Source organism: Pseudomonas sp. Mb7 (genome assembly GCF_054790525.1).
Genome location: NZ_CP186501.1, coordinates 5,751,794 through 5,767,476 on the forward strand (window position 1 = coordinate 5,751,794; position 15,683 = coordinate 5,767,476).

The 15,683-nt window shown below is 59.1% G+C and carries 16 protein-coding genes; 5 read left to right on the forward strand and 11 right to left on the reverse strand.

Translation table 11 applies throughout. From position 1 onward, the window contains the following. Positions 1–77 precede the first annotated feature (77 nt). The 3 genes from trpB to ACOYXH_RS26075 all read left to right on the forward strand — a co-directional run bounded on the left by trpB (position 78) and on the right by ACOYXH_RS26075 (position 2,700). The gene (trpB, locus tag ACOYXH_RS26065) at positions 78–1,310 is read left to right on the forward strand and encodes a tryptophan synthase subunit beta (protein ID WP_095049514.1); all 1,233 of its coding nucleotides are present in this window, start codon (positions 78–80) and stop codon (positions 1,308–1,310) included. Continuing rightward, positions 1,310–2,122, forward strand: a complete 813-nt coding sequence (trpA, locus tag ACOYXH_RS26070) for a tryptophan synthase subunit alpha (RefSeq protein WP_220557254.1) — start codon at positions 1,310–1,312, stop codon at positions 2,120–2,122. The genes trpB and trpA overlap by 1 nt, the downstream gene beginning before the upstream one ends. Before the next feature lie 122 nt (positions 2,123–2,244). Next, the gene (locus ACOYXH_RS26075; RefSeq protein ID WP_095125107.1) at positions 2,245–2,700 is read left to right on the forward strand and encodes an anti-virulence regulator CigR family protein; all 456 of its coding nucleotides are present in this window, start codon (positions 2,245–2,247) and stop codon (positions 2,698–2,700) included. Between the two features lie 47 nt (positions 2,701–2,747). Here ACOYXH_RS26075 and ACOYXH_RS26080 read toward each other — a convergent pair whose 3' ends face one another. The 11 genes from ACOYXH_RS26080 to ACOYXH_RS26130 all read right to left on the reverse strand — a co-directional run bounded on the left by ACOYXH_RS26080 (position 2,748) and on the right by ACOYXH_RS26130 (position 12,885). Next, the gene (locus ACOYXH_RS26080) at positions 2,748–4,709 is read right to left on the reverse strand and encodes a DUF7844 domain-containing protein (protein WP_449123755.1); all 1,962 of its coding nucleotides are present in this window, start codon (positions 4,707–4,709) and stop codon (positions 2,748–2,750) included. After that, complete coding sequence (locus ACOYXH_RS26085; RefSeq protein WP_007911662.1) at positions 4,706–5,026, reverse strand: DUF2388 domain-containing protein; 321 nt, start codon at positions 5,024–5,026, stop codon at positions 4,706–4,708. Before ACOYXH_RS26085 ends, ACOYXH_RS26080 begins: the two co-directional genes overlap by 4 nt. A gap of 43 nt (positions 5,027–5,069) precedes the next feature. Next, positions 5,070–5,387 carry a DUF2388 domain-containing protein gene (locus ACOYXH_RS26090; RefSeq protein ID WP_460066616.1) on the reverse strand — a complete coding sequence of 106 codons (318 nt, stop codon included), beginning with the start codon at positions 5,385–5,387 and terminating at the stop codon, positions 5,070–5,072. A gap of 107 nt (positions 5,388–5,494) precedes the next feature. Beyond that, on the reverse strand, positions 5,495–5,812 hold the full coding sequence (locus tag ACOYXH_RS26095; protein ID WP_007911658.1) for a DUF2388 domain-containing protein: 318 nt from the start codon (positions 5,810–5,812) through the stop codon (positions 5,495–5,497). Positions 5,813–5,947: 135 nt separating this feature from the next. Beyond that, on the reverse strand, positions 5,948–6,157 hold the full coding sequence (locus ACOYXH_RS26100) for a DUF1127 domain-containing protein (RefSeq protein ID WP_095049510.1): 210 nt from the start codon (positions 6,155–6,157) through the stop codon (positions 5,948–5,950). Positions 6,158–6,416: 259 nt separating this feature from the next. After that, positions 6,417–6,632: a DUF1127 domain-containing protein gene (locus ACOYXH_RS26105; protein WP_007911656.1), complete on the reverse strand. Its 216-nt coding sequence runs from the start codon at positions 6,630–6,632 to the stop codon at positions 6,417–6,419. Positions 6,633–6,953: 321 nt separating this feature from the next. Beyond that, entirely contained in the window at positions 6,954–8,447 is a 1,494-nt protein-coding gene (locus tag ACOYXH_RS26110; protein WP_258709048.1) for an acetyl-CoA hydrolase/transferase family protein, read from the reverse strand. Positions 8,448–8,661: 214 nt separating this feature from the next. Continuing rightward, on the reverse strand, positions 8,662–10,095 hold the full coding sequence (locus ACOYXH_RS26115) for an NAD(P)(+) transhydrogenase (Re/Si-specific) subunit beta (RefSeq protein ID WP_007911651.1): 1,434 nt from the start codon (positions 10,093–10,095) through the stop codon (positions 8,662–8,664). Continuing rightward, positions 10,095–10,415, reverse strand: coding sequence for an NAD(P) transhydrogenase subunit alpha part 2 (locus ACOYXH_RS26120; RefSeq protein ID WP_003187417.1), 321 nt, complete (start codon positions 10,413–10,415; stop codon positions 10,095–10,097). The genes ACOYXH_RS26115 and ACOYXH_RS26120 overlap by 1 nt, the downstream gene beginning before the upstream one ends. Before the next feature lie 15 nt (positions 10,416–10,430). Then, the gene (locus ACOYXH_RS26125) at positions 10,431–11,552 is read right to left on the reverse strand and encodes a Re/Si-specific NAD(P)(+) transhydrogenase subunit alpha (protein WP_093429467.1); all 1,122 of its coding nucleotides are present in this window, start codon (positions 11,550–11,552) and stop codon (positions 10,431–10,433) included. A 433-nt stretch (positions 11,553–11,985) separates the two neighbouring features. Then, complete coding sequence (locus ACOYXH_RS26130; protein WP_093429466.1) at positions 11,986–12,885, reverse strand: LysR family transcriptional regulator; 900 nt, start codon at positions 12,883–12,885, stop codon at positions 11,986–11,988. Between the two features lie 157 nt (positions 12,886–13,042). Between ACOYXH_RS26130 and ACOYXH_RS26135 the strand changes: the two genes are divergently transcribed. Beyond that, on the forward strand, positions 13,043–14,224 hold the full coding sequence (locus ACOYXH_RS26135) for an acyl-CoA dehydrogenase (RefSeq protein WP_095049508.1): 1,182 nt from the start codon (positions 13,043–13,045) through the stop codon (positions 14,222–14,224). Positions 14,225–14,237: 13 nt separating this feature from the next. Continuing rightward, positions 14,238–15,458: a CaiB/BaiF CoA transferase family protein gene (locus tag ACOYXH_RS26140; RefSeq protein WP_095049507.1), complete on the forward strand. Its 1,221-nt coding sequence runs from the start codon at positions 14,238–14,240 to the stop codon at positions 15,456–15,458. The last annotated feature ends 225 nt before the right edge of the window (positions 15,459–15,683 follow it).

Sequence of the window (15,683 nt, forward strand, 5' to 3'; positions counted from 1 at the left end):
TATCGGTTTTCAGCGTAGAAGGTCAGGGGTAGAGTGGTCGTCATTGTCTTTTGACCCGAATTCACCTGGAGCGACTCATGACCCAGACTTCGAACACCTCTGATCTGCGTAACGGCCCTGACGCCAACGGCCTGTTCGGCTCGTTCGGTGGCCGCTACGTGGCGGAAACCCTGATGCCGTTGATCCTCGATCTGGCCCGCGAATACGAAGCGGCCAAGGAAGATCCGGCGTTCAAAGAAGAATTGGCCTACTTCCAGCGTGATTACGTCGGCCGTCCGAGTCCGCTGTATTTCGCTGAACGCCTGACCGAGTTCTGCGGCGGCGCAAAGATTTATCTCAAGCGCGAAGAGCTGAACCACACCGGCGCGCACAAGATTAACAACTGCATCGGCCAGATCCTGCTGGCACGGCGCATGGGCAAGAAACGCATCATCGCCGAGACCGGCGCCGGCATGCACGGCGTGGCCACTGCCACCGTCGCCGCACGTTTCGGTCTGGACTGCGTGATCTACATGGGCACCACTGACATCGAACGTCAGCAGGCCAACGTGTTCCGCATGAAGTTGCTGGGCGCTGAAGTGATCCCGGTGGTGGCTGGCACCGGCACCCTGAAAGATGCGATGAATGAAGCCCTGCGTGACTGGGTGACCAACGTCGACAACACCTTTTACCTGATCGGCACCGTGGCCGGCCCACATCCATACCCAGCGATGGTTCGCGACTTCCAGGCCGTGATCGGCAAGGAAACCCGCGATCAGTTGCAGGCTCAGGAAGGTCGCCTGCCGGACAGCCTGGTGGCGTGCATCGGTGGCGGGTCTAACGCCATGGGCCTGTTCCACCCGTTCCTTGATGACAAGAGCGTCGAGATCATCGGCGTTGAAGCCGCGGGTTACGGCATCGAAACCGGCAAGCATGCAGCGAGCCTGAATGGCGGCGTTCCGGGTGTGCTGCACGGCAACCGTACCTTCCTGCTGCAGGACGACGATGGCCAGATCATCGACGCCCACTCGATATCCGCTGGCCTCGATTACCCAGGCATCGGCCCTGAACACGCTTGGTTGCATGACATCGGCCGCGTTCAATACACCTCGGTGACTGACGACGAAGCGCTGGATGCGTTCCACAAATGCTGCCGCCTGGAGGGGATCATTCCTGCCCTGGAAAGCGCCCACGCCCTGGCTGAAGTGTTCAAACGTGCACCGAAGCTACCGAAGGATCACCTGATGGTGGTCAACCTGTCGGGCCGTGGCGACAAAGACATGCAGACCGTCATGCACCATATGGAACAGTCGAAGCAGGAGAAACACTGATGAGCCGCCTGCAAACCCGCTTTGCCGACCTCAAAGAACAGAACCGCGCCGCGCTGGTGACCTTCGTCACCGCCGGTGATCCGGACTACGACACCTCGCTGGCGATCCTCAAAGGCTTGCCGGGCGCCGGCGCCGACGTGATCGAGTTGGGCATGCCGTTCACCGACCCGATGGCCGACGGCCCGGCGATTCAACTGGCGAACATCCGTGCCTTGGGCGCCAAACAGAACCTGGCGAAAACCCTGCAAATGGTTCGCGAGTTCCGTGAAGGCAACAGCGATACGCCGCTGGTGCTGATGGGCTACTTCAACCCGATCCATATGTATGGCGTTGAGCGCTTCATCGCCGATGCGAAAGAGGCCGGCGTCGATGGTCTGATCGTGGTCGACATGCCGCCTGAGCATAACGCCGAGCTGTGCGACCCGGCGCAGGCTGCGGGTCTGGACTTCATCCGCCTGACCACGCCGACCACTGACGACGCGCGTCTGCCGAAGGTGCTCAACGGCAGTTCCGGTTTCGTTTACTACGTGTCGGTCGCCGGTGTGACCGGTGCCGGCGCGGCGACGCTGGAGCACGTTGAAGAGGCGGTGACCCGTCTGCGTCGTCATACCGATCTGCCGATCAGCATCGGTTTCGGCATCCGTACGCCGGAGCAGGCGGCGTCCATCGCGCGTTTGGCCGACGGTGTGGTGGTGGGTTCGGCATTGATCGATCACATCGCCAACGCGACCACACCCGACCAGGCCATCGACGGCGTGCTGAGCCTGTGCTCGGCTCTCTCCGAAGGCGTGCGTAAGGCCCGCGTCAGCTAAAGGTAAAGTTCCTGATACAGAGGAATTAGCACCTCGCGGCACAGACTAATCCAGCAAGACCGAGGGATTCAGAACCAGGTTCTGAGTCCCTTTTTGCTGTTTGTGCCGTGAGGAAAGACCCGATGAAAATGCCGAAACGTCTGATGGCCGGACTGGGCGTGCTGATGATCAGCGCGACACCGCTGCTGGCCAGCGCCGATCCGCGCGACGATCATGATCACGGCGGCCCGCAACAGGGCCAGCACGATAACCGCGGCGATAATCACGGTGACGACCACCGTGGCCCACAGAACGACCACCGTGGTGGCCCGCCCCCGCGCGATTTTGGCCCGGTGCGCCAGACCATTCGTGACAATCATGGCTACTTTGTACGCGGTGCGCCGCCGCCTCCGGGGATCCATCTGGAGCGTGGCCGGCCGTTGCCGCACGGCTATTACGGCGAGCGTCTGGATAATCGGGCGTTAGGTCGTCTGCCGGTGTACCCGGGTTACGAATGGCGCCGGGCGGGGGGTGATATCGTGCTGATCGCGGTGGGCACCGGGATCGTCTACGAAATTCTCGATGGCGTTTTGTATTGATCTGCAGGCAATAAAAAAGATCGCAGCCAAGGGCTGCGATCTTTTTTTCAGGGCAATTCCAGTCCGCCCGAGGCCTTGTGCAATTTTCGTAAATGCGCGCCGATCTGCTTCACGTTCTCCTCACTGGCCGCAATTTCCGCAGCCCGCTTGGGCTCCAGTAACTTACGCACTTCTGCATCCAGATCTCCGGACAGTGCCAGCAGCTTCTTCTGCCGCTGACTGCTCTCCGCTTCGAGTCGACTGAACTCGGTCGGCTGGGGCAGTCCGTAACCCTTGGAATCGAGCAATTCCGCCGGACGACTGAGGAACCCGCTGTTGGCGAGAATTTCCTGCAAGGTCGCGTTGGCTTTATCCATCCCGCCGTTTTCCAGTTCCCGCGCGCCGAGGTAACGCTGCTTCACCTCATCCTGCGCCAGCAGCAATTGGCGGCGATAGCTGGCTTGCTCCAGCAACAGCAGCGCGGCGCTGGTACGCAAGTCGGCGCGTTCGAACCACTCGCGGCGTTCTTCGGCTGTCAGTGAAAGCCATTCCTCAACGGTATTCTGCTTGATCGGCAATTGCTTCTTCAGCACATCGAACATCGCCTGATAGCGATCGCGGAACGAGTCGAAGCGGTAACCCAGGCGCAGGGCTTCTTTCGGATCATCTAGCACGCTGGTGTCCGCCAGACCACGGCCCTTCATCACTTCCAGCAAACCGTTGGGCATGATGCTGTCCAGACCCACGAACTGGTTGTTGTTACTGCCGCTGCGCAACAGCTTCAGACCTTCCACCGCGCAGTTGTTGGAGAGGAAGAAGTAGTTGCCGTCGTAGCTCCAATGCATTTCGGCCGCGTGCTCGACCACGCCTTCGATCTCGTCCCGTGACAGGTTCAGCGGCACGGAAGCAAGGCTGCGCAATTCGGTCTTGGTGTATTCGTCGATGACCTGCGCGAGCGGCAGCACGAACAATCGCGATGGGTATTTGCCGACCAGTCCGTCCCAGCTCGACAGCTGCACATCGCCGACAAAGGCGCGGTAGGACAGCACCAGATGCTGATCCAGATCGAGCCGGCAATCCGGCCCACGCGGGCGGCCCGGCGCGCAAATCACCAGACGCAACATGCTGTGGCCCCAGCGGCTGACCCAGTTCTGATTGGCTTCGGCCAACAGGTAATCGACGGCGTAAACCCGTTCCGGATCAACTTGCCCCAAGGGTTGCTTGGCGAAGTCGTTACCGGCATTCAAAAAGGAGAAGGTCTTGCTGCAGGTGTCCTTGGCCGGCGGTGCCCAGCCGAAGTGCTCCTGGTAATAGCGATACAGCGCCGGGCGACGGCAGGCATAGCTCGGGTCGAGGAGGAAATACTCCATGTTGACCGCGACAAACTCCTTCGGGCTGGAGATTTCGTACAGGTCCGGGCTGCGGGCGATCTGGCGGTTGTGCTGTTCACGCTCACCCCGACGACCGACGTATTGCTGCCAACCGGCGAGATCGAGCAGGCGCGGGTCATCACTGAGGGTGAAACGCCGGCCGTTCTGCCCGCGACACTCATCGGGAATGCCGATCAGCCCGGCGCTGTTGAAGCGGCGGGTGCAGCGCTGGATTCGCGTGCGCTCGGCGTCCGGCCACAAGCGCGCGCGATCGTAAATGTGGGTAATTTCGTGCAGCACCGTGGCGAGCAGTTCCTGACGCACAGTGCCGTGGGGGCGATTGGTTTTTTCTTTGGCGGCGCTGCCGTCAGTCAGGCTGGCGAGCAGTTTGCGATTCAGGTCGAGTTCGGCGACCAGCGTGGCTTGGCCATAGGCGTTGCTCGGCATGTCGTCGGTCCAGCCGACATCGATGCGCCGATCCAGCCGCTCGATAAAGCTCGGCGGCAGCTTTTGCATCGCCTCATCGATCAGCGCCTGGCTGGCCTGTTGTTGGGCAGGGCTCAGACCGTCGGTCTTGAGCCGCAATTGCAGGCCGGCGTGGGCGCTGTTGCCAAGCAGCAACAACGCCCCGACCAGCAGCCAGGTGCCGAGTGACTTCACAGTGCGAGGATGGCTTCGGCGAGAACCTGATCGCTGGCGTCGCGCGCTTCCGGCACACGGGTGCGCAGGGTGTTGAGCGCGGCTTCCAGATGCGCGCCACGGATATCACCGTTAGTGGCGACGAAACTGGCGGCATCATCGTGTGCTTCGCGGATGATTTTCGAATCGCGGATCGACGTGGTGGTGTCGGAAGTGAAATCGATAGTGCGCTGGGAGGCACGAACGATGATGTTACTGGTGGCTACCAGGGTGTGCGCCTGGGCCACGTCGGCCAACAAAAACAGGCCAAGGGCGGCAGCAATCAGCGGGCTACGCATGGAACGACTCCGGAAGGGCAAGGATAACAGGGGTACAGGATAACTATTGGACGAGAATTGCCTCTGCCAGTTCAAGGTCGCTGACATGAAGTTTCGGCCGGGTTTTGCGCAGGTAATGCAGCGCGGATTCCAGTCGAGCACCTCGCCATTCACCGTCACTGGCAACAAAAGCTGCGGCATCATCGTGGGCCGTGAGCAGCAGTTTACGGTCGAACGGTGCGGAAGACACCATGCTGGTGGCGTAACCACTGACGACGGTGCCTTGCGTCGACGCATTGAAAGCATCAAAGGCATCGACCGATGTCGCCCAGCAGGCGGTGAACAATACGGAGGGAATCAGTAGATTTGGAAGAAAGCGCATCGGACTCGGTAATTTTTAGTGAGCCCAAAGGCTAGCGCAATGCCCGGGCCAGAGCCAGCGCCGAAACATCGGGACACGCCTGGCGTGTCCCGCATGGCTGCGATCGTTTAGATCGTCAGAATAGCTTGAGCCAGTTGTGCGTCAGTGGCTTGCAGCTGTGGCGCCTGGTGACGGATGTGATCCAGCGCGCTTTCCAGTTTCACCCCACGGATTTCACCTTCGCTGGCGACGAAGCTGGCGGCATCGTCACGGGCGGCGAGCACGATCTTGTCGTCACGGAAGGAGGAGGTGACGTCGGAAGTCGCGTCGGACGAGGACTTCAGTGCACCGACAACGGCGTCGGTGGTGACGATGAAACTGGTGGCGCTGGCGTTGGCAGCCACGGCCAACAGGGCGGCAGCGCTGAGCAGACGAAGACGGGACATGGTGTAACTCCTATGGATAAACCGTATTGAGAGGTGGCTCGGTATCTGAGGAGTCAGACGCCAGTGACACAACATTCGCCACGTTCTGTGTGGATATTAGGCCTGCTTTGCGGGATTCGCACAGTGGGCAGAATGCTAGCGCCAGAAGGGTTTATCCAGTTCATGCAGGCGATCGGCGTGGCTGAGGCCAAGATCGGCGAGGTCACGGCCATCCAGTTGAGCCAGCAGTTGCCGCGTTTTGGCGCGTGCCAGGCTGTCCCGAAGTCCGAGAAACAGGCGACGCAGAGCGTTTGGGCGAGGGTAGGGTTGGCTGAAGCTTTCTGAAACATCCTGTAAGTCATTCATGACGTATTCCTTATTGCCGGTGAAGGCGGAAGGTCATGTTGAGCCTGCGACAGAGGAATAGGCAGATACAGAAGAGGCAAATTGTACTGGTTCAGGTAGCGATTCTAATAAACTGTACCTGCCGGTGATAAAGCCAGCTGTATAGAGACTTAAAACCCCCCCAAAACGACGAAACCCGTCGTGGTTTCCCACGACGGGTTTCGTTTGTTCAATTCGGGTTGCTGGCGGTGGGTCTAACGACCAGAGCCAGCGACGCTACTTAGCGCCAGAACGGCTTGCTCAGCTCTTCGTAGCGTTGTGCTTCGCTGATACCGGCGTCAGCCAGCAAACGCGAATCCAGGCGAGCCAGTTGATGGCGGCTGGAGATGCGGCGCTGCCACAACATCAGGTTGGCGATAACGCGCAGAGGCAGGGAAGCCTGGGTGTTTACAGCTTTGTCTTCGAAGAACAGTTCGGAACTGAGTGTACGTTCCATGGTTGACATCCTTCCGCTTGTGGCGGGATCAGGTAGTGGTTTGACTGGTGCCCATGATCCTCTCGTTTGCCAAGTCTCTCTAGATACAGTTCAACTGTATTGTGAGTGACCAGTTAACTGTTTATAGGGGGTGTACGGGTCAAAAACGAGCAAACTGTACCTGTCCGCACTTAAGTGGTGCGTTATTGCTCAATTCGAGGAAAAAGGTAGGCAAAAGCTGTAGGAAAAGACCAGTACAGCAGTACAGTTTTTGTAAGCTTTGAAGATTACAACAATCCGCTGACGCAAACTGTGTTTGCGCCAACGGTTTATCTGTGTGAATTACACCGCAAGCATGCGCCCGGTTTCTTCCAGGTTCACATGCCAGCTCAACGCTTCACGCAGAATGTGTGGGGTATGGCCACCAATTGCACAGGCCTTCGTGAAGTAATCATCCAGCGCTTGACGGAAGTCCGGGTGCACACAGTTATCGATGATCACCCGCGCCCGTTCCCGTGGCGCCAGGCCGCGCAAGTCAGCCAGCCCAACTTCGGTCACCAGAATGTCGACATCGTGCTCGGTGTGGTCAACGTGGCTGACCATCGGCACCACGCTGGAAATCGCGCCGCCCTTGGCGATCGACTTGGTCACGAACACCGCCAGATGCGCGTTACGCGCGAAGTCGCCGGAACCGCCGATGCCGTTCATCATCCGCGTGCCGCAAACGTGGGTGGAGTTGACGTTGCCGTAGATGTCGAACTCCAGCGCCGTGTTGATCCCGATGATGCCTAGGCGGCGCACCACTTCCGGGTGGTTGGAGATTTCCTGCGGACGCAGCACCAGTTTGTCCTTGTACTTCTCCAGATTGCCGAACACGTCGCTGTTGCGGCGTTCCGACAGGGTGATCGAGCTGCCCGACGCAAAGCTCAGCTTGCCGGCGTCGATCAGATCGAAGGTCGAATCCTGCAGCACTTCGGAGTACATCGTCAGGTCTTCAAACGGCGAATCGATCAGACCGCACATCACCGCGTTGGCAATGTTGCCGATCCCCGCCTGCAACGGGCCGAGCTTGTTGGTCATGCGCCCGGCGTCGACTTCCTGCTTGAAGAAGGTGATCAGGTGATCGGCAATGGCGTTGGTGTCGACGTCCGGCGACGACACGGTAGACGGCGAATCGGCCTGCTGAGTGATGACGATGGCGACAATCTTCTCCGGCGGAATCGGAATCGCGGTGCTGCCGATGCGATCATCGACTTTTACCAGCGGGATCGGCGTGCGCGTCGGGCGGTAAGTCGGGATATAGATGTCATGCAGGCCTTCGAGGTTGGCGTTGTGCGCCATATTGATTTCGACGATTACCTGTTTGGCGAAAATCGCGAAGCTCGCCGAGTTGCCCACCGAGGTGGTCGGCACGATGTGGCCTTGCTCGGTGATGGCCACGGCTTCGATGACCGCGATGTCCGGCAGCTTCAGTTGTTGGTTGCGCAGTTGCTCGACGGTTTCCGACAGATGCTGGTCGATAAACATAACCTGGCCGGCATTGATCGCCTTGCGCAGGGTGCTGTCGACCTGGAACGGCATGCGACGCGACAGCACGCCGGCTTCGGTCAGTTGCTTGTCGAGGTCGTTGCCCAGGCTGGCGCCGGTCATCAGGCTGATCTTCAGCGGCGTGACCTTGGCCCGCTCGGCCAGTGCGTGAGGGACTGCTTTGGCTTCGCCGGCGCGGGTGAAACCGCTCATGCCGACGGTCATGCCGTCCTCAATCAAAGCGGCTGCGTCGGCGGCGCTCATCACTTTATCCAACAACGAAGGCAGGCGAATACGGTCACGGTACATGGATTATTATCTCGGGAAGCGAGTAGCAGGATGCGCAGTCTAGTGAATTTGACGAGCGCCTGTCCCGCTACCAAGGTCGCAAACGAGGCGTCTATTTAGCGGGTTTGAAGTAAAACACCGTTACCGGATCTGCAACAACGCGGCAAATTGTCCGACTGTTTGCGCAAACAAAAACGCCCCGACAAGTCGGGGCGTTCGCTATTGCAGCGGGGAATTATTCGACCGCTTTGACCATGTCTTCGATGACTTTCTTCGCGTCGCCGAACACCATCATGGTTTTGTCCAGGTAGAACAATTCGTTGTCCAGACCGGCATAGCCGCTGGCCATCGAGCGCTTGTTGACGATGATGGTCTTGGCTTTGAACGCTTCGAGAATCGGCATGCCGGCAATCGGCGATTTGGGATCGTTCTTTGCGGCCGGGTTGACCACATCGTTCGCGCCGAGCACCAGCACCACGTCGGCCTGACCGAACTCGGAGTTGATGTCCTCCATCTCAAACACCTGGTCGTAAGGCACTTCGGCCTCGGCGAGCAGAACGTTCATGTGCCCCGGCATACGGCCCGCCACGGGGTGGATCGCGTACTTCACAGTCACGCCACGGTGGGTCAGCTTCTCGGTCAGCTCTTTCAGCGCATGTTGCGCACGTGCCACTGCCAGACCGTAGCCCGGGACGATGATCACGGTGTCGGCGTTGGTCAGCAGGAAGGTCGCGTCGTCAGCCGAACCGGATTTCACCGGACGTGCTTCTTTCGCACCGGCAGGACCTGCGTCTGCCGTGTTGCCGAAGCCGCCGAGCAGTACATTAAAGAAGGAACGGTTCATCGCTTTGCACATGATGTACGAGAGGATCGCGCCGCTCGAACCCACCAGCGAACCGGCGATGATCAGCATCGAGTTGTTCAGCGAGAAGCCAATTCCCGCCGCCGCCCAGCCCGAGTAGCTGTTGAGCATCGACACCACGACCGGCATGTCGGCGCCGCCAATCGGGATGATGATCAACACGCCCATCACGAACGCCAGCGCCAACATCAGCGCGAATGCGGTGAGGTTGCCGGTGAACATGAAGGTCAGACCCAGTGCCAGCGTCGCCAGACCCAGCACGGCATTGAGCTTGTGCTGACCAGCGAACTGTACCGGGGCGCCCTGGAACAGACGGAACTTGTACTTGCCCGACAGCTTGCCGAACGCAATCACCGAACCGGAGAAGGTGATCGCACCGATCGCAGCGCCGAGGAACAGCTCCAGACGGTTGCCCGCCGGAATCGAGTCGCCCAGTTGCTTGACGATGCCCAGCGATTGCGGCTCCACCACAGCGGCGATGGCAATGAACACTGCCGCAAGGCCGATCATGCTGTGCATGAAGGCGACCAATTCCGGCATCTTGGTCATTTCAACGCGCTTGGCCATGATCGAACCGGCGGTGCCGCCGACCAGCAGGCCAACGATCACGTAACCGATACCGGCCGTGGCCAGCTCAGCGCCCAACTTATAGATAAGGCCGACGGTGGTCAGGATGGCCAACGCCATGCCGAGCATGCCGAACAGGTTGCCGCGCCGCGAGGTAGTCGGGTGCGACAAGCCTTTGAGGGCCTGGATAAAGCAGATCGACGCGATCAGGTAGAGCGTCGTGACGAGATTCATGCTCATTACTTCGGCGCCTCTTCTTTTACTTTCGGGGCTTTCTTCTTGAACATCTCAAGCATGCGGCGGGTGACCAGGAAGCCACCGAACACGTTGACCGCAGCCAGTGCCACGGCGAGGGTGCCCATGGTTTTGCCCAGCGGCGTAACGGTCAGTGCGGCCGCGAGCATGGCGCCGACGATCACGATCGCCGAGATGGCGTTGGTTACTGCCATCAAAGGCGTGTGCAGCGCAGGTGTAACGTTCCAGACCACGTGGTAACCGACATAAATCGCCAGCACGAAGATGATCAGGTTGTAGATACCGGGGGAGATAAGCTCTTCCATCGTCTGAATCCCTGCTTAGGCGTTTTTGCGGATGACTTGGCCGTCGCGGCACATCAGGCACGCGGCGACGATGTCGTCTTCGAGGTTGACGTCGAACTGGCCTTCTTTGGTGAATACCAGCTTGAGGAAGTCCAGCAGGTTGCGCGCGTAAAGTGCCGAGGCGTCTGCTGCGACTTCACCGGCCAGATTGGTTGGGCCGCAAATGGTCACGCCATTTTCGACCACGACCTGATCGGCCACGGTCAACGGGCAGTTGCCGCCCTGAGCCGCCGCGAGATCGATGACCACCGAACCCGGTTTCATCTGCGCCACGGTTTCCGCGCTCAATAGCGTCGGTGCCTTGCGGCCCGGAATCAGCGCGGTGGTGATGACGATGTCAGCCTGCTTGGCGCGTTCGTGCACAGCCTGGGCCTGACGCTGCATCCAGCTCGCCGGCATTGGTCGCGCGTAACCGCCGACACCGACGGCGCATTCACGCTCTTCATCGGTCTCGTACGGCACGTCGACGAATTTGGCACCGAGGGATTCAATTTGCTCTTTTACCGCCGGACGCACGTCAGAAGCTTCGATCACCGCACCCAGACGTTTCGCCGTGGCGATCGCCTGCAACCCGGCCACACCGGCACCAAGAATCAGCACGCGCGCCGCTTTCACGGTGCCCGCAGCGGTCATCAGCATCGGCATGAAGCGAGGATAGTAGTGAGCGGCCAACAACACAGCCTTATAGCCGGCAATGTTCGCCTGCGACGACAACACATCGAGACTCTGCGCGCGTGAGGTGCGCGGCGCCGCTTCGAGGGCGAACGCGGTAATGCCGCACTCGGCCATCTTCGCGATGGTTTCGTTGTTGAACGGGTTGAGCATGCCCACCAGCACCGTACCGCGCTTGATCAGCGTCAGTTCGGCATCGCTTGGGGCGACCACTTTGAGAATCAGCTCGGCGCCAAACGCGTCATTGGCACTGCCAATGGTTGCGCCTGCCGCTTCATAGGCACTGTCAACAACGCTGGCTTTAACGCCGGCGCCGGTTTGCACAGTGACCTTATGACCTTGGCTGATCAGCTTTTTTATGGTTTCCGGGGTTGCAGCAACCCGTGTTTCACCGGTCTGGGTTTCGAGAGGAACACCAATGTGCACGTCAAATCTCCTGCGTGATCTTATTGAGTAAACCCATGCACTACGGATGGTGCGACTGGGGCGGCCGATCAGCACGATCCCGCCAAATCAGGGCGGGGCGCGGCATTTTGCAGGCGAACTTTATGCCCTTCAAGGGATTATGACGGGTGACGGAAAATTAACTACAAGTCATCCCGTGACCGAATGTCGCAGTGGCCGGCGCAACCCCTTGCAGGCCGTGCCCTGTAAGGATTCTGGCTGAATATGGAAAAATTTCTCATCGGTGGCGTGAATAGGCAGTAATGAGTCGCCGATGAAGGCTCAAAGCCACGTCGATAGGCGCTTGTGGGACGTCTGTACGACTTTCGGATACAGTCTGTTGAATTGCGACAAATACTTATATCTGTAGGGCTTTTGTTTTCCTGACTACGGGGTTAGGTAGCGTTGTAAGCCTTTACCCTTCTAGGCTGTAGCTCTGTGCCTGAGTTACCAGCCAGTCACGAAATGCCTTTAATGACGCTGATTCGACCTTTCGCTCAGGAATCATCAGGTAGTAGGCCTTGATGCTGGAAAGCGCCTGCGGGTTTGCAATCACCAAGCGTTTCTCGGCCAGCTCGCGCTGAATCAGGAACGGTGGAATCAGCGCAATGCCCATGTCGTGCATGGCCGCTTGGGCGAGCATGGAGAATAGCTCGTAGCGCGGGCCTGTCATGTCGCGGGGGATATTCAGCTGTTGCGAGTTGAACCACTGGCGCCAGGCGTAAGGTCGGGTGGTCTGCTGCAGCAGCGGCAGTTCGGCGATGGCTGCGGCTGTCAGAAGCGTCTTGTTGCCGAGTAGGGCGGGGCTACAGACCGGCATCGGATTCTCGCCCATCAGCCTGTGGGATTCGGTACCGGACCAATCGGCATCACCGAAGTAGATCGCTGCATCGAATTCGGTATCGGCAAACAGAAAGGGCCGGGTGCGGTTGGTCAGGTTGACCGTGACTTCCGGATGCTTGAGCTGGAAATCTTTCAGACGTGGCAGCAGCCATTGCGTGCCGAAGGTCGGCACCACCGCCAGTTCAATTACGTTGGTGCCTTGCTGGCCCATCACTGACAGCGTGTCGCGTTCGACTGCATCCAGTTGCGTCGCGACTCGGCGGCTGTAGGAAAGCCCCGCCTCGGTCAGCTTCACTCCGCGTCGCGAGCGTCGGAACAGTTCCACACTGAGGAACTCCTCAAGGCTGGCTATTTGTCGACAAATGGCGCCTTGAGTCAGGGAAAGTTCTTCGGCAGCGCGGGTAAAGCTCTCGTGGCGCGCGGCAGCTTCGAAACTGATCAGGGCGGTGGTGCTGGGGATCTTCCTGCGCATGTACGTCAACCTCACTAATGCGCCGCATAAAAGGCATTTCGCGACGTTTCGGAGTGAGAAATTAGCACAACAGAATGCGAAATCCTCGTTTGCCGCGACGGCGAACCGCGCCTAGGATCAATGCCACGTTAATTCACCGATTTGCGAGGACAGACTCATGGGCGGTAAAGCTAGCTTCAATTGGATCGATCCCCTGCTGCTGGATCAACAGCTCACTGAAGAAGAGCGCATGATCCGCGACACCGCCGAGCAGTTCGCTCAGCAGAAGCTCGCGCCACGCGTTCTTGAAGCCTTCCGTCATGAGAAAACCGACCCGGCGATCTTCCGCGAGATGGGCGAAGTCGGTCTGTTGGGCGCGACCATCCCTGAACAGTACGGCGGCAGCGGCCTGAACTATGTCAGCTACGGTCTGATTGCCCGTGAAGTCGAGCGTGTCGACTCCGGCTACCGCTCGATGATGAGCGTACAGTCGTCGCTGGTGATGGTGCCGATCAACGAATTCGGCACCGAAGCGCAAAAGCAGAAGTACCTGCCGAAGCTGGCTTCCGGCGAATGGATCGGCTGCTTCGGTCTGACCGAACCCAACCACGGTTCCGACCCGGGCGCGATGATCACTCGTGCACGTAAGGTCGACGGCGGCTACAGCCTGACCGGCGCGAAAATGTGGATCACCAACAGCCCGATCGCCGATGTGTTCGTGGTCTGGGCCAAAGACGACGCCGGTGACATTCGTGGCTTCGTCCTGGAAAAAGGCTGGAAAGGCCTGAGCGCTCCGGCGATTCACGGCAAGGTCGGCCTGCGCGCGTCGATCACTGGTGAAATCGTTATGGATAACGTGTTTGTGCCGGAAGAGAACATCTTCCCGGATGTGCGTGGCCTGAAAGGTCCGTTTACCTGCCTCAACTCCGCGCGTTATGGCATCTCTTGGGGCGCACTGGGCGCTGCCGAGTTCTGCTGGCACACCGCTCGCCAATACACCCTCGATCGTCAGCAGTTCGGTCGCCCATTGGCTGCCACTCAGTTGATCCAGAAAAAACTGGCAGACATGCAGACCGAAATCACCTTGGCCCTGCAAGGCTGCCTGCGGTTGGGGCGTATGAAAGATGAAGGCACTGCTGCGGTCGAGATCACTTCGATCATGAAGCGCAACTCGTGCGGCAAGTCCCTGGATATCGCCCGTATGGCTCGCGACATGTTGGGTGGTAACGGCATCTCCGACGAATTCGGCGTGGCCCGTCATCTGGTCAACCTGGAAGTGGTGAATACCTATGAAGGGACTCACGACGTTCACGCGCTGATCCTCGGGCGTGCGCAAACCGGTCTGCAGGCGTTCTATTAATAGGAGAGCGACCATGGGCGCGCTGTCGCATCTGCGGGTACTGGATTTATCGCGAGTATTGGCCGGACCGTGGGCCGGGCAGATCCTTGCCGACCTTGGCGCCGAAGTGATCAAGGTCGAGCGCCCGGGCAATGGTGATGATACGCGCGCCTGGGGGCCGCCCTTCCTTAAAGACGCTTATGGCGAGAATACGTCTGAGGCGGCTTATTACCTGTCGGCCAACCGCAACAAGCAATCGGTGACCATCGACTTCACGCGGCCCGAAGGTCAGAAGCTGGTGCGCGAGCTAGCGGCGAAGTCGGACATCCTCATTGAGAATTTCAAGGTCGGTGGTCTGGCGGCGTATGGGCTGGACTACGAATCGCTGAAAGCGATCAATCCGGACCTGATCTATTGCTCGATTACCGGATTCGGCCAGACCGGGCCGTATGCCAAGCGCGCCGGCTATGACTTCATGATTCAGGGGCTGGGTGGGCTGATGAGCCTGACCGGGCGTCCTGAGGGTGATGAGGGTGCCGGTCCGGTGAAAGTTGGTGTGGCGCTGACGGATATTCTCACCGGTCTGTATTCGACGGTAGCCATTCTGGCTGCGCTGGCTCATCGCGATCACGACGGTGGTGGGCAGCACATCGACATGGCATTGCTGGATGTCCAGGTGGCGTGTCTGGCTAACCAGGCGATGAACTACCTGACAACGGGCAACGCACCGAAGCGCTTGGGCAATGCGCATCCGAACATCGTGCCTTATCAGGATTTTCCTACGGCCGATGGTGATTTCATCCTCACCGTGGGTAATGACGGGCAGTTCCGCAAGTTTGCCGAAGTGGCGGGGCAGCCGCAGTGGGCGGATGATCCGCGTTTCGCGACCAATAAGTTGCGGGTGGCGAATCGCGCGGAGCTGATTCCTTTGATTCGTCAGGCAACCGTGTTCAAGACGACTGCCGAGTGGGTTGCTCAGCTGGAGCAGGCGGGCGTGCCGTGCGGGCCAATCAATGATTTGTCGCAAGTGTTTGAGGACCCTCAGGTCAAGGCGCGTGGCTTGGCGATAGAGATGCCGCATGCGTTGGCGGGTTTGGTGCCTCAGGTAGCCAGCCCCATTCGTTTGTCGCAGACGCCGGTTGAGTATCGTCGGGCGCCTCCCTTGTTGGGTGAGCATACGCTGGATGTTTTGCAGCGGGTGCTTGGGATGGGGGCGGGTGCGGTGGCTGATTTGAAAGCCGCTGGAGTGCTGTAGACATTCCTTCTATATAGAAGCGCGGCGTTTACTTCCTATATAGAGAAGCGGTTGACTGTTTTTCAGCCAATCTGCAAGTGATTGAAAGAAAAGTGAAATTAACGGTTGACGGCAGATTCAGGATGTCTATAATTCGCCCCACTTCCGGCGCAGTCGAAACGGAAAACTCCTTGATATTCAATGAGTTATGTAGGTTTCGGCGGCAGGTTGCTTCAGTTCATCGAA

What these genes read in the sequence shown, in the direction of transcription:
- ACOYXH_RS26095 (WP_007911658.1), bottom strand. Translation starts at nt 5,812, where the DNA reads ATGTCCCGTCTTCGTCTGCTCAGCGCTGCCGCCCTGTTGGCCGTGGCT.
- ACOYXH_RS26130 (WP_093429466.1), bottom strand. Translation starts at nt 12,885, where the DNA reads ATGCGCAGGAAGATCCCCAGCACCACCGCCCTGATCAGTTTCGAAGCT.
- ACOYXH_RS26105 (WP_007911656.1), bottom strand. Translation starts at nt 6,632, where the DNA reads ATGGAACGTACACTCAGTTCCGAACTGTTCTTCGAAGACAAAGCTGTA.
- ACOYXH_RS26135 (WP_095049508.1), top strand. Translation starts at nt 13,043, where the DNA reads ATGGGCGGTAAAGCTAGCTTCAATTGGATCGATCCCCTGCTGCTGGAT.
- ACOYXH_RS26120 (WP_003187417.1), bottom strand. Translation starts at nt 10,415, where the DNA reads ATGGAAGAGCTTATCTCCCCCGGTATCTACAACCTGATCATCTTCGTG.
- ACOYXH_RS26115 (WP_007911651.1), bottom strand. Translation starts at nt 10,095, where the DNA reads ATGAGCATGAATCTCGTCACGACGCTCTACCTGATCGCGTCGATCTGC.
- ACOYXH_RS26110 (WP_258709048.1), bottom strand. Translation starts at nt 8,447, where the DNA reads ATGTACCGTGACCGTATTCGCCTGCCTTCGTTGTTGGATAAAGTGATG.
- ACOYXH_RS26085 (WP_007911662.1), bottom strand. Translation starts at nt 5,026, where the DNA reads ATGCGTAGCCCGCTGATTGCTGCCGCCCTTGGCCTGTTTTTGTTGGCC.
- ACOYXH_RS26100 (WP_095049510.1), bottom strand. Translation starts at nt 6,157, where the DNA reads ATGAATGACTTACAGGATGTTTCAGAAAGCTTCAGCCAACCCTACCCT.
- ACOYXH_RS26090 (WP_460066616.1), bottom strand. Translation starts at nt 5,387, where the DNA reads ATGCGCTTTCTTCCAAATCTACTGATTCCCTCCGTATTGTTCACCGCC.
- trpB (WP_095049514.1), top strand. Translation starts at nt 78, where the DNA reads ATGACCCAGACTTCGAACACCTCTGATCTGCGTAACGGCCCTGACGCC.
- ACOYXH_RS26075 (WP_095125107.1), top strand. Translation starts at nt 2,245, where the DNA reads ATGAAAATGCCGAAACGTCTGATGGCCGGACTGGGCGTGCTGATGATC.
- ACOYXH_RS26140 (WP_095049507.1), top strand. Translation starts at nt 14,238, where the DNA reads ATGGGCGCGCTGTCGCATCTGCGGGTACTGGATTTATCGCGAGTATTG.
- trpA (WP_220557254.1), top strand. Translation starts at nt 1,310, where the DNA reads ATGAGCCGCCTGCAAACCCGCTTTGCCGACCTCAAAGAACAGAACCGC.